The organism is Undibacterium sp. GW821-FHT11B02, assembly GCF_058808955.1.
In genome coordinates this window covers 201,028-214,803 of record NZ_JBXASD010000007.1, presented here as the reverse complement: position 1 = coordinate 214,803, position 13,776 = coordinate 201,028, and the positions used below count along the sequence as shown (strand labels likewise).

The window sequence follows — 13,776 nt, the reverse complement described above, 5'->3', positions numbered from 1 at the left end:
GGCATGCATGAAAAGACGAACATGGTAAAGCAATCACCGCGCTACACTATTCATTAGGACTTACGCAAAACTGCCCCAGCTGCATTGTGGCTCCCGCATTTAGCAAGACTCAGTACTAAAGTACTGTCTTCGTCGCTACGGTGCAATCGGGGTTTCAGGCGACATGTTGCCTGCCGACGCAACGAGCCTCCCCTGTAAGGGAGGTTTCCTAAAAGCGACAGCCTTGCTGGGACAATTTTGCGTAAGTCCTCTTCATGTAAGGATTGATACAGGAACGAGGCGCATATGCAATGGCAAACTCATGAAATTAGCAATCAGGTTCCAGACCTGCAAGACTACAATATTTTCTCTAGTGATAAGGTTCTAATGACGGGCACCAGTCATTACCAGGCTGGCTGGCATCAATCCACCCTGCAGGATACCGGGCAAGAGCTGGGTAGCCGTGAAGTACTGGAACTGGGAGTACTTGCAAATACTCACCTGCCTGAACTACACACCCATGACCGCCATGGCCAACGCATAGACCGGGTCGATTTTCACCCCAGCTGGCACCAGTTGTTAGGCTTATTGCGCAAACAAGGTCTGCAGGCTGCCCCTTGGCGCGAGCCTCGCCCTGGAGCCCACGTAGCGAGAGCCGCTGGCTATTTTCTGCAAGCACAAGTGGAGTCAGGCTCACTATGCCCGACGACCATGACCTTTGCGTCGATACCAGTACTGCAAAATGAAGAGCGCCTGTTCGCCAGCCTGAAGGACAAACTGTATTCGAATGAACATGATGCCCGCGATCTGCCCATCGCCGACAAGACATCAATGCTGATAGGTATGGGCATGACGGAAAAACAGGGTGGCTCGGACGTACGCACCAATACCAGCAAGGCAATCGCCATTGACGTTGGCGGGCGTGGCAATGACTATGCCATCACTGGTCACAAATGGTTTTTCTCCGCCCCCATGTGTGATGCACATCTGGTGCTGGCAACTACCGAAGCGGGTTTATCTTGTTTTTTTGTGCCGCGCTGGCGGCCGGACGGCAGCAAGAATGCCGTTATCGTGCAAAGACTCAAGGACAAACTGGGCAACAAATCCAACTCCAGCAGCGAAGTGGAATTTCAGGATGCCTATGGCATCATGGTCGGCAATGAGGGCCGGGGCATCCCGACCATCATAGAAATGGCCAACCTGACCCGCCTCGATTGTGTGATTGGCAGTGCCGCGCTGATGCGCCAGGCGCTGGTGCAGGCGATACATCATGCACGTCATCGCTATGCCTTTGGCAAGAAACTGGTCGAGCAGGCTTTGATGCGTAATGTTCTGGCCGATATGGCACTGGAAAGTGAAGCAGCCACCCGCCTGATGCTGCATCTGGCAGCGACGCTGGACAATGTCGATGACCCGCTGCAACGCGCATGGAGACGCATATTGACCCCTGCCGCCAAATTCTGGATATGCAAGCGCGCACTGGAATTCACCGGAGAATGTATGGAAGTCTGGGGTGGTAATGGCTACGTGGAAAGCGGCCCGATGGCTCGCCTGTATCGTGAAGCACCGGTCAATTCCATCTGGGAAGGGTCAGGTAATGTGATGTGCCTGGATGTACTGCGGGCCATGGAGCGTGATCCTGTGGGTTTGCAATTACTGCTGCAACAATGGGCCGGATCACCAGCGCAGGAGGTGCGGCAAATGACGCAGGAATTGCAGACTGACTTACAGCAAACGGCAGAACTGAAAGAAATGAGTGCCCGCCGCATCACACAAAAGCTGGTGCTGACCGCCCAAGCCTATCTGATGTGTGAACATGCACAATCCGATATCGCCAACGCATTTGTACATAGCCGTCTTGATGCGTGCAATGGGAGGATATACGGCAGTCTGGATAGTGGCATAGCAACTACGTTACAGGAAAGCATTATCGCCAATGCATTCATCCATTAATCATTGCTGGTCGTGTTGGTCGTTCTTTGACTTCTCATATTGCATGAATAAATGATCGCGATTTCTTAATTCTTCCCTCAGTGCTGCCACGTCCCGGCTGAGGGAACGTATGTCTGCATGCAATTGTCGCTCCAGATTCGCTTCCTCTTCTTCCACAAAAAGCGCAGCGATATTTGCTGTAACAATGGAAAACATGGCATAACCAAGTAAAACGATAAACACAGCAAATATCTTGGATGCGGGTGTTGACGGTACGACATCACCATAGCCCACCGTGGCAATTGTCGTGAATGCCAGCCAGACGCCGTTGGCATAACTATGAACATTGGGTTCCAGCCAATAGAACCCCGCACCCGCCGTACTCAGCATCAGTATCGCCAGACCTATCATCTGCACCAGATGACTTGGCTTCATATTTTGCAACACCAATGTGGCAAGGCGTAGCAAGATTGCAGCGCACAAAGCCAGACGCAATAGCCATTCCAGCGTACCCCAGTTTTCATCCTCAGGAATAGCACTGAGTATGCAGCCCAGAATAATCAATACATCCAGCAGCAACTTGCCCCTGCGGCGCTTCATACGCTTATGCTTTTGCCATTGCAGAGCGGTATCCACCGCCATGATCAGCGCAGCGACGCCGTATAAGACCTGTCCGGCATTGTGAGCGGCAGGAACCATCCCACCTAATAAAAGATAAAAAGCCGGTATGGTCACCAATAGACCTACCAGCAACAAGGGCCTGGTAAACCAGGTCCAGAAACGTTGTGTAACGGGAAATTTCATCGATCAGTCACAAAAAAACATTTACTCCGATTGATAGTTTGCACCGAAGACAATTGAGTATATTGCAGCAATACGATTTCCTGATCCGTTTAACGCGGACCTGAATTACTCAATTGCTGATTAGCATCATCATTCACGCATCAGGCTAAAGCCGTCTTGTGATTGCGCAAATTTTATGCAAATAAGAAAATGCTGTGGTATTGAGCGAACATGTCACAACCGCCGCAGACCGGTCAAATGACCAAAGCAGCGGCATGATGATTCGATGTTGACTTGTTGATAGCTTAAAAAGCTGCAATTCCTGTCTGGGCGCGCCCCAAAATCAGGGCATGGATATCATGTGTGCCTTCGTAGGTATTGACGACTTCCAGGTTCACGAGGTGACGGGCAATGCCAAACTCGTCGGAAATACCGTTACCGCCCAGCATATCCCGCGCAGTACGGGCGATGTCCAGTGATTTGCCACAAGAATTACGTTTCATGATGGACGTAATTTCCACTGCTGCCGTTCCCTCATCTTTCATACGGCCCAGGCGCAGGCAACCTTGCAAGGCAAGCGTGATTTCAGTCTGCATGTCAGCCAGTTTTTTCTGCACCAGTTGATTCGCGGCCAATGGGCGGCCGAATTGCAGGCGATCCATGGTGTATTGACGTGCGGTATGCCAGCAGAATTCTGCTGCCCCCAAAGCCCCCCAGGCGATACCATAACGGGCAGAATTCAGACAGGTGAACGGCCCCTTCAAACCTTCCACATGTGGCATCAGATTTTCTTCGGGTACGAAGACTTCATCCATGACGATTTCACCGGTGATGGAAGCGCGCAAGCCGACCTTGCCATGTATCGCCGGTGCGGTCAGGCCCTTCCAGCCTTTTTCCAGGATGAAACCACGGATACGGCCATCATCAGTTTTTGCCCAGACGACGAAGACATCAGCGATAGGGCTATTGGTAATCCACATCTTGGCGCCGCTCAGGGAATAACCACCCGGCACGGTCTTGGCGCGAGTTACCATGCTGCCAGGGTCAGAACCATGATTGGGTTCGGTCAGGCCAAAGCAGCCTATCCATTCGCCGGTAGCCAGTTTAGGCAGGTATTTCTGTTTTTGTGCTTCACTGCCGAATTCATTGATGGGCACCATAACAAGGGAACTTTGCACACTCATCATGGAACGATAGCCGGAATCCACACGTTCAACTTCACGTGCTACCAGGCCGTAGCAGACATAATTCAAACCCGCACCACCATATTGCGTGGGGATCATGGAACCCAGAAGGCCCAGTTCGCCCATTTCGCGAAAAATGGCGGGGTCTGTTTTTTCATGACGGAAAGCTTCCAGTACACGTGGTGTCAGCTTTTCTTCACAATAGACGCGTGCGGCATCTTGCACCATGCGTTCTTCGTCACTCAACTGTGAAGACAATAACAAGGGATCTTCCCAACTAAATACAGCCTTGGCCATCTGTTTCTCCTGATTGTATGAATTACTTTTTGTCTGAATTACTTATATTTGCTTGTCGCCACAACATATGAATTCATATGTTGTGATGGCTGGCAAATTTATCTTAATTTGCTGTGTGTTTTTCTGTGTGCAATAGTGACAGGCCCAGTTGCGCCCGGCGCACCAGCCATGAACTGGGGCGATAGCGAGGGTCGCCTGTGCTGTTCAACAGATTTCGCAAAACGCTCAGCATACGCGAAGCACCCAGTTTATCTCCCCAGGCCAGCGGCCCCACCGGATAAGCCAGGCCCAAAGTAACGGCCTTGTCCAGATCCTGCGGGGTGCATATACCTTGCTGCACAATATCGCTGGCAATGTTGATGATGCATGCCAGCATACGTTGTACGACGAAACCGCTACTATCCTGTATCAGGCTGACACCTTGTCCGCTGCGTAACAGCAAGGACTGGCAGCGGGCAGCAATCAGTGCATCGGTAGCCGGATTGGTCATCAGAGTCAGATGCCCTTCACAAGCCAGCAAGGCATCAATGCCCAGCGTGCGGCGAGCATCCAGTCCCTCATTGGCAACACTGCTACTGACATCTTCACCGTACGGGCTGACGATGCACAAGGCGTTACCCGAGGGTTGAGCACCTGTTTCCACGATTGCACCACAACGTTCAAACAAGGCAGTCAACGCAGTCACGGCATCCGGGTTAGCCTGACTGATCCAGACCGTATCAGTCCAGGCCGGATAATTTTCTGCCGGGGCTGGTACTTCGTTCTGCCCGCTATAAGAATAAAATCCTCGCCCGGTCTTACGCCCTAGCACGCCAGCATGTACGCGCTGTGCGGTGATGACACTGGGGCGATAGCGTGGCTCTTCATAGTATTGGTGATAAATTGCTTCCATCACCGGATGGGATACATCCAGCCCGGTCAGGTCCAGCAATTCAAATGGCCCCAACTTGAAGCCGGCGGCTTCGCGCATGATCTGGTCGATCTGGCGGAACGTAGCCACATTTTCTTGCAGGATGCGCAGGGCTTCGGTGCCATAAGCGCGACCAGCATGATTGACAATAAAGCCTGGCGTATCCTTGGCACGCACCGGTAAATGACCGGTGCGGCTGGCAAATGCTGTCAGTTGCCCTGAAACATCGGCACTCGTCAGCAAGCCATCAATGACCTCCACCACTTTCATCAGCGGCACGGGATTAAAAAAATGCAGGCCCGCCACGCGTTCCGGGATTTTGCTGCCAGCAGCAATAGCAGTAACGGATAAGGACGAGGTATTTGTCGCCAGTATGCAGGTATCACTGACGATGCCATCGAGTTGCTGGAACAGGCCACGCTTGGCGTCAAGTTTTTCAACAATGGCTTCAACGACCAGATCGCAATCAGCCAATTCCTGCATGCCATCAACAACTTGCAGGTTTTCCAGTGCTTCCTGATATTCTTCTTCGGTGAGTTTTTCCTTGTTCAGCATTTTTTGCCATTGTTCAGCAATCAGCTGACTGGCTTTACGTGCAGCGTCTGGCTGCACGTCGAACAAAAGAACGGCAAAGCCAGCCTGAGCGGTAATCTGGGCTATACCACGTCCCATTGCACCAGCACCGACGATACCAACTACACCTATGCTTGTTTTCATAATCACTCCGGCACGATGGCGGTGACTTCTATTTCAACCTTTGCCCTGTCTTCGATCAGGGCAGCTACCTGCACTGCGCTCATGGCCGGAAAATGACGGCCTATAATATCGCGATAGGCTTCACCCACTTCCTTGTAGGCACCTATATATTCTTTTTTATCCAATACATACCAGGTCATGCGGACTATATGTTCCGGCCCTGCACCAGCCTCAGCCAAAACCTCAACAATATTCTGTAAAGCCTGTCTGACCTGCGTGGCAAAATCATCAGAGTGAAACACGCATTGTGCATCCCAACCCACCATGCCGCTGACACACACCGTGCGACCACTGGCAACAACACCATTCGAATAGCCACGCGGCTTGGCCCAACCCTGAGGTTGCAAAATTTCCATCGTCCATCCTTTCGACTATGACTTTTCATGCCTTTCAACACAAAAAGTCTGTTATTTATATCTCAAACCAGGCATATCTGCTTAAGCTGATGGAAGTTTTTTGTCTTCAGCACCACAATAATGCAACATGGCAGCACGCAATTCATCCGGTATGGCTATGGCCTTGCGCAATGTCAAATCCATCATAACCAGCACCAGACGGGCTTTCACGCGTATATCCTGTTGCTGTCCACAAAAGCATAGTTGTATCTCTACCGAGGTGTTACCCAGCTTTAGCACGGTCAATTCCGCCAACAAAGTTTCACCTAGCAGCGCCGGTTTGAGGAAGTCTGTTTCCAGATGCACTGTCGGCAAACCTATGCCTCGCGCAATATGCATTTCATGAAAACTACAGCCCAATCCCTGTGAACACCAGTCTTCCACCACCCCATTCATCATTTCAAAATAGCGTGGGTAAAAAACGATACCCGCCGGGTCGCAATGGGCAAAGCGTATGGGTAATTCAGTCGTAAAAATCATCATTAAAGCTCATGACGCTGCAAATTCTTTCAACAATTCTCGACCAATAATCAATTGCTGCACTTCTGTCGCACCTTCATAAATACGCAGGGAACGGATTTCACGATACAAGCGCTCTACCGGTACTTCTGAAACTACGCCCAGGCCACCAAACATTTGCACCGCTGCATCAATCACTTGCTGCGCTCCTTCGGTCGCAGTCAGTTTTGCCATGGCAGCTTCTTTGGTGACTTTCTTGCCCTGGTCTCTTTGCCAGGCAGCGCGGTAAATCAGCAGGGCTGAACTATCTATCGTGGTGGCCATCTGTGCCAGTTTGGCCTGGGTCAATTGAAAGTCGGCAAGGGTCTGGCCAAACATTTTGCGTGTTGTCACACGACGCATGGCCTCGTCCATGGCACGGCGGGCAAAACCAAGGGCAGCACCAGCCACTGATGTACGGAAGATATCCAAAGTCGCCATCGCCACCTTGAAGCCCTGCCCTGCCTCACCCAGACGCTGGGTTACGGGAATACGGCAATTAGTGAACTTCAGGCGAGCCAGCGGATGCGGGGCAATCACATCAATACGTTCAGCAATTTCAAAGCCAGGTAAATTGGCGTCGACGATGAAGGCAGTAATACCGCGCGCGCCCGGTGCTTCACCAGTGCGGGCAAACAAGACATAGAAATCAGCAATACCACCATTGGAAATCCAGGTCTTCTCACCATTCAAGACATAGTAACCACCGTTGGCATCAGCGACAAATTCTGCTGCACATTGCATAGCCGCCACATCGGAGCCAGCTTCTGGTTCAGACAAGGCAAACGCGGCAATCGCCTCGCCTTTGGCTACTTTGGTCAGATAAGTTTGCTTTTGTGCTTTTGTACCATGCAGACTGATGGCACCCGAACCCAAACCCTGCATGGCAAAGGCAAAATCTGCCAGGCCAGAATGACGGGCCAGGGTTTCGCGTATCAAACAAATGGCCCGCGTATCGATGACATCAGCATTGCCACCATAGGCGCTGCCACCTATGGCATTCTTGAGCCAGCCAGCAGTACCGAGCTGCCTGACCAGATTGCGACAAGCCTGATCAACGTCAGCGGCATGATGATCAGGCAGATTCTCCGCAGCCCAGGCATCCAGCGTGCGTTGCAGTTCACGGTGTTTGTCATCAAAGAAGGGCCAGTCGAGATAGCTGGTATCAGACATCATATGTGTCATGCTCAATCCCCTTCAAAAACAGGTTTTTGTTTGGCCACAAAGGCATGGTAGGCACGATGAAAATCATTGGTCATCATGCAGATAGCCTGCGCCTGGGCTTCCGCCTCTATGGCTTCATCAACACCCATATTCCATTCTTGCTGCAGCATTTTCTTGGTCATGCCATGAGCAAAGTTGGGGCCTTCAGCCAGGTTTCTTGCATAGATCTGCGCTTCTGCCAGCACATCTTCCGGGGCTGCCAGGCGATTGAAGAAGCCCCAGCGTTCTGCTTCTTCACCAGACATGGAACGCCCGGTGTACAGCAAATCTGAAGCACGTCCCTGACCGATGATGCGTGGCAGAATGGAACAGGCCCCCATATCGCAACCAGCCAGACCAACGCGTGTGAACAGAAAAGCAGTCTTGCTGCGTGCCGTGCCCATGCGGATATCAGAGGCCAGCGCCAGAATCGCACCTGCACCTGCACACACGCCATCAATCGCTGCAATGACAGGTTGCGGGCAGGCGCGCATGGCCTTGACCAGATCGCCGGTCATACGGGTAAAACTCAGCAGGCCGGGCATATCGAGTTTGGTTAGCGGGCCTATGATTTCATGCACGTCACCACCTGAACAAAAGTTTTCACCGGCACCGGTAATGACGATAGCCTTGACATCATCGCCATAAGACAAAGCACGGAACAGGTCACGCAACTCTGCATAAGAATCAAAGGTCAGCGGGTTTTTGCGTTCTGGACGGTTCAGGGTGATGGTGACAACGCCAGCATCAACGGCATAGGTGAAGTGCTGCGCAGCATAGTTGGCCAGTTGCTGGCGATTGCCAGTCAAATCCTGGGCTTGTCCGGGTAGATATTTCATGTAGATTCTTCCTGCGAAGGTTTGTTGTCCAGGCTGCTATCAGCGCCCGGTTCATGCAAATGAGTCTTCACTTGCGACAATAATTCAAATAATTTGCTTTTCTGCTCTGCCTGCAAGCCGGAAAACATATCAGCTATCCATTCTTCATGCACAGCGGCCATGCGTTTGAAAGCACGGCGGCCTGCATGTGTCAGTTTGACGCTGTAAGCGCGTCTATCTTTCAGATCGGCGACACGGGTTACCAGTTTTTCTTGTTCCAGCTGATCGGTAATGCCGGTAATATTGCCACCCGTGACCATCATGCGTTTCGACAACTCACCCATGCGCAAGCCTTCCGGATGGCGTTCGAGTTGCGCCATCAGGTCAAAGCGGGGCAAGGTAATGCCAAACTCGCTGCGCAGGCGGCTACGGATTTCGCCTTCTATCATCACGGTACAAGACAACATACGCAACCACAGACGCAAGGACTGGTGGTCATCTTGCGTCAGACGTGTTTCCATATCGAACACTGGTAGGTTATCTTCTTTCATACCTGTTTTATCTGTTCATCCATTTTCATCACATAACTTCGCCACCAGCCACAGCAATTGACTGCCCATTCATTGCTGATGCACCATCCATACATAGCCACAACACCGCATCTGCCACCTCTTGTGGCTGCACCAAGCGTTTTTGCGGATTGCCAGCCGCCAGTTCGGCTTTGGCCTGTTCTTCAGTCCGCCCGGTTTTGGCGACGATATTGGCGACGGCCTCTTTGACGATATCAGTCTCGGTATAACCAGGGCAGACCGCATTCACGGTCACGCCCTTGGTCGCAACTTCCAGCGCCACAGCCCTTGTCAGACCAATAACAGCATGCTTGGCAGCGCAATAGGCAGAGACATAAGCGTAGCCTTTCAAACCTGCTGTACTGACCACATTCACGATACGGCCCCAGCCTGCCTCCAGCATGGCAGGCAAAGCCTGTTGCATGCAGATGAAACTGCCGTTCAGATTAACATCCAGCATGTTTTGCCATAGCTTGCCATCGGTCTTCAGGAAAGAAGCAGAACTGGCTTGCCCGGCATTATTGATGAGAATATCGATACGACCATCCCTGCCCGTTGATAGCTGGAAAGCCGCCTGCACTAATTCCGCATTGCTGACATCCATAACTACATACTGCACTTTGGTATTGACCAAGGAAGCCACAGCCTCTTGCAAGGTCGCTTCGCTGCGGCCTGCCAGCGTTACCGTGGCTCCTTCGTTCAACAAGGCTTGCGCGATCGCCAGGCCTATGCCCTTGCCACCACCAGTGACCAGCGCATGCCTGCCTTGCAATCGTTTCTGATACGCTGTCATGCTCATCCTTCCAGCAACTTGGCGGCAACTTGCTGCGGCGTCAGGCCAGCGCTCGCTGCGGCGACTTGTCTTTCACGTTCCAGATTGCGTTCCAGTTGCATTTTTCCGGCGACATATTGTTTGGGCCAGGATATGTCAGTAAAACCAAGTTTTGCGGCTTCATGCATAGTCCAGGCAGGGTCTGCCAGATGCGGTCGGGCAATCGCACACAAGTCAGCACGGCCAGCGGCTATGATGCTATTTGCATGATCCGCTTCAAAAATCGCACCGACAGCAATGGTAGGGATTTGTGCTTCATTGCGTATACGGTCAGCAAATGGGGTCTGGAACATGCGGCCATAGACAGGTTTCTCTTGCTTGCTGACCTGGCCAGACGAACAATCTATCATGTCAGCACCAGCTGCCTTGAACAGTCTGGCGATGGCCACTGCATCGTCCGGCGTAATGCCGCCCTCTACCCAGTCATGTGCAGAGATACGTACAGAAATTGGCTTATGGACTGGCCAGACAGCACGTATGGCAGCAAACACCTGCAATGGAAAACGGCAACGTTTTTCCAGCGAGCCGCCATATTCATCTCCACGCTGATTGGTCAGTGGCGAAATGAAACTTGATAACAGGTAGCCGTGGGCGCAATGCAGTTCCAGCCAGTCAAAGCCTGCCTCTGCCGCTGCCATGGTCGCCTGAACAAAATCATCCTGTATGCGCTGCATGTCTGTCGTTGTGGCAGCACGCGCCATTTGCGAAATGCCGGGCAGGTATTGCTGTTCAGACGCTGACACCAACGGCCAGTTACCTTCCTTGAGCGGCTGGTCCGTCCCCTCCCACGCCACGCAGGTGGAGCCCTTAGCTCCGGCATGGCCGAGCTGCACGGCAATTTTTGCATCGGTATTGGCATGAACAAAATCGACGATACGCTTCCAGGCTTGCGTATGTTCAGGCGCATACAGGCCGGGGCAAGCTGGCGTGATGCGCGCATCAGCGGATACACAGGTCATTTCGGCAAATACCAGGCCAGCACCGCCCATGGCACGACTACCCAGATGCACGAGGTGATAATCACCAGTCACGCCATCGACGGCTGAGTACTGCGCCATCGGTGAGACGACGATGCGGTTTTTCAACACAACATCACGCAACTTGTACGGCGTCAGCATGGGTGGAATCGCTGTTTTGGTCTTTGGCAAAGGCAAACCAGCTTTGGCATAGGCTTGTTCGGCTATCCAGTGTTCAAAACTGCGCACATAGGCTGCATCCCTTACCCGCAGGTTTTCATGCGACAAACGCTGACTGCGTGTCAGCATGGAGTAGGCAAATTGGGGCGCTTCCATGGCGGTATAACGCTGAACGTTTTCAAACCATTCCATGGAATTGCGAGCTGCACTTTGTATCTTCAAGACTTCAATAGACCGCAAATCCTGATAGGCTTCCAGCACAGCATCCATGCCCTGTTCGCCATGTTTTTCAAAACTGCGCGCCAGTTCTATGGCATCTTCCAATGCGAGCTTGGTGCCAGAGCCTATGGAAAAATGTGCAGTATGGGCAGCGTCACCCATCAAGACCACAGGTACACGTTTATTGTTCAACTTAGTCAACTGGTTCCAGTGCACCCAGTTCTTGCAGATAATGCGCGGAAATTTGATCCAGTTTGCCGATCCGCGCAAATGCGTGGCATTCGACATCAGGGCATTGCCATCGAGGTATTTGGCGAACAGGCTTTCACAAAATGCAACGGCTTCTTCCTGGCTCATTTTATCTATGCCAGCCTTGAGCCAGGTTTCTTCGGGTGTCTCAACAATAAAGGTTGCAGTATCACCATCATATTGATAGGCATGCGCCTGAAACCAGCCATGCTCGGTTTCTTCAAAGGCAAAGGTAAAAGCCGAGAACAGCTTTTTGGTGCCCAGCCAGACAAAGCGGCATTTGCGGGTATCAATATCAGGCTGATAGCTTTGTTCGTAGCGGGTGCGCACGCGGCTGTTCAAGCCATCGCAGGCAATGACAAGGTCAGCATCATATTCCCGCGCGAGTGCCTGGTCGTCTGTCACGTCGGTTTCAAAGACCAGTTTCACATCCAGTTCTTCGCAACGTTCTTGCAAGATATTCAGCAGACGCTTGCGGCCTATGCCGCAAAAACCATGACCGCCGGAAGTAACAACCTGGCCCTTGAAATGCGTATCGATATCATCCCAGTGATTGAAGGACTGCAAGATGGAACGCGCTGTCTGTTCATCGGCATTCACCAGATTGCCCAGGGTCTGGTCAGAAAACACCACACCCCAGCCAAAGGTGTCGTAAGCGCGATTGCGTTCGACGATGGTGATCTGGTGCGCCGGGTTTTGCTTTTTCATCAGCAGACTGAAGTACAAGCCAGCTGGGCCACCGCCTATGCATAGGATGTTCATTAAAATACCTTGAAGATTAATTATTTGTTTGACGAATTACTGCCTTATTGCATTTTGCAAGAGGCGACATAAGCGTCGGGATGGTTGGTGAACACCGGCCCCAGAGTTTTGTTGGTAACCCTTCCCTGTGCATCCTTGCTGATGATGCGTGCATAATAATTCTGTATCGGGTAATGATTGCTGTTGAACTTGAAATCACCACGCACGGATTTGAAGTTCGCTGCCTTGATGGCTTTGCCCAGGGCATCCTTATCTTCTATCTTGCCCTTGACACTGCGCACGGCGCTATCCATCAACATGGCGGCGTCATAACCCTGTGATGCATACAGCGATGGCAGACGGCCATATTCTTTCTGAAAGTCGGCAACGAAGCGTTTGTTTTGCGGGTTATCCATATCATGCCCCCACTGCGATGCATTGAACATGCCCAGCATGGGCGCACCGACCGCCTTGATGATATCTTCATCAGCAGAAAACCCTGGTCCGAAGAGTTGGGTATTTTTGGATAAACCGGCGTCCACAAATTGTTTGATGAAATTGATACCCATGCCACCCGGCAGGAAGATATAGACGGCATCAGGTTTCAAGCCACGTATCTGTGCCAGTTCAGTTGCATAATCGAGCTGACCAAGCTTGGTGTAGATTTCATCAGCGACCTTGCCCTTGTAATAGCGCTTGAACCCAGTTAACGCATCTTTGCCCGCCGGATAATTGGGAGCCACCAAAGCAAGGTTTTTAAAACCCTTGTCATTGACTTGCTTGCCAACTGCCTCATGCAGGCTATCGTTTTGCCAGGCCACATTAAAGAAATAGGGATTGCATTGCTCGCCTGCGTACTGCGAAGGTCCGGCGTTGGCGCTGATGTAATGCACCTTGGCATTGAAAATTGTTGGCCCCACGGCCAGCATCAAATTGGAAAACACGATGCCGGTCATCAAATCGACCTTGTCTTTTTTGAGGAGCTTGTCCACCAGTTGTTTGGTCGCATCGGGGTTTTGCTGATCATCACCCGTAATGACTTCAACCGGTAAATTGCCGAATTTATTGTCCAGATGTTTAAGCGCCAGCGAAAAGCCATCACGTATATCAACACCCAGGCCAGCACCCGCACCAGACAAGGTGGTGACCATACCCACTTTGACTTTGTCTGCGGCAAAAGCACTGGTCACATTGGTGGCAGCGATACCGGACAACAATAAACACAGCAAGGTCTTTTTCACGGATGTCTCCTTCGGGTTGGTGGTCATGAGCGTG

Annotated in this window: 12 protein-coding genes; 1 reads left to right on the top strand and 11 read right to left on the bottom strand. The window is 51.7% G+C overall.

Annotated features, from left to right (window positions below; translation table 11 throughout):
* Positions 1 to 285: 285 nt before the first annotated feature.
* Positions 286 to 1,932 (top strand): isovaleryl-CoA dehydrogenase, encoded by a 1,647-nt coding sequence (locus AC1RVX_RS16690; protein ID WP_493217723.1) that lies wholly within the window; start codon positions 286 to 288, stop codon positions 1,930 to 1,932.
* Here the strand turns inward: AC1RVX_RS16690 and AC1RVX_RS16685 are convergent, their stop codons facing one another.
* The 11 genes from AC1RVX_RS16685 to AC1RVX_RS16635 form a co-directional block, all read right to left on the bottom strand.
* On the bottom strand, positions 1,933 to 2,715 hold the full coding sequence (locus AC1RVX_RS16685) for a potassium channel family protein (protein WP_493217722.1): 783 nt from the start codon (positions 2,713 to 2,715) through the stop codon (positions 1,933 to 1,935).
* Between the two features lie 284 nt (positions 2,716 to 2,999).
* The gene (locus tag AC1RVX_RS16680; RefSeq protein ID WP_305262009.1) at positions 3,000 to 4,175 is read right to left on the bottom strand and encodes an acyl-CoA dehydrogenase; all 1,176 of its coding nucleotides are present in this window, start codon (positions 4,173 to 4,175) and stop codon (positions 3,000 to 3,002) included.
* Between the two features lie 103 nt (positions 4,176 to 4,278).
* Entirely contained in the window at positions 4,279 to 5,802 is a 1,524-nt protein-coding gene (locus tag AC1RVX_RS16675) for a 3-hydroxyacyl-CoA dehydrogenase (RefSeq protein WP_493217721.1), read from the bottom strand.
* A gap of 2 nt (positions 5,803 to 5,804) precedes the next feature.
* Positions 5,805 to 6,197, bottom strand: coding sequence for a RidA family protein (locus AC1RVX_RS16670; protein ID WP_493217720.1), 393 nt, complete (start codon positions 6,195 to 6,197; stop codon positions 5,805 to 5,807).
* 81 nt (positions 6,198 to 6,278) lie between these two features.
* The gene (locus AC1RVX_RS16665) at positions 6,279 to 6,719 is read right to left on the bottom strand and encodes an acyl-CoA thioesterase (RefSeq protein ID WP_493217719.1); all 441 of its coding nucleotides are present in this window, start codon (positions 6,717 to 6,719) and stop codon (positions 6,279 to 6,281) included.
* Between the two features lie 6 nt (positions 6,720 to 6,725).
* On the bottom strand, positions 6,726 to 7,907 hold the full coding sequence (locus tag AC1RVX_RS16660) for an acyl-CoA dehydrogenase family protein (protein WP_493217949.1): 1,182 nt from the start codon (positions 7,905 to 7,907) through the stop codon (positions 6,726 to 6,728).
* A gap of 14 nt (positions 7,908 to 7,921) precedes the next feature.
* Positions 7,922 to 8,776, bottom strand: a complete 855-nt coding sequence (locus AC1RVX_RS16655) for an enoyl-CoA hydratase family protein (RefSeq protein WP_493217718.1) — start codon at positions 8,774 to 8,776, stop codon at positions 7,922 to 7,924.
* On the bottom strand, positions 8,773 to 9,306 hold the full coding sequence (locus AC1RVX_RS16650) for a MarR family winged helix-turn-helix transcriptional regulator (RefSeq protein ID WP_493217717.1): 534 nt from the start codon (positions 9,304 to 9,306) through the stop codon (positions 8,773 to 8,775). The genes AC1RVX_RS16655 and AC1RVX_RS16650 overlap by 4 nt, the downstream gene beginning before the upstream one ends.
* A gap of 28 nt (positions 9,307 to 9,334) precedes the next feature.
* Positions 9,335 to 10,117, bottom strand: coding sequence for an SDR family NAD(P)-dependent oxidoreductase (locus AC1RVX_RS16645; RefSeq protein ID WP_493217716.1), 783 nt, complete (start codon positions 10,115 to 10,117; stop codon positions 9,335 to 9,337).
* Between the two features lie 2 nt (positions 10,118 to 10,119).
* Entirely contained in the window at positions 10,120 to 12,522 is a 2,403-nt protein-coding gene (locus AC1RVX_RS16640; protein ID WP_493217715.1) for a bifunctional salicylyl-CoA 5-hydroxylase/oxidoreductase, read from the bottom strand.
* A 44-nt stretch (positions 12,523 to 12,566) separates the two neighbouring features.
* Positions 12,567 to 13,742 carry an ABC transporter substrate-binding protein gene (locus AC1RVX_RS16635; RefSeq protein ID WP_493217714.1) on the bottom strand — a complete coding sequence of 392 codons (1,176 nt, stop codon included), beginning with the start codon at positions 13,740 to 13,742 and terminating at the stop codon, positions 12,567 to 12,569.
* Positions 13,743 to 13,776 lie beyond the last annotated feature (34 nt).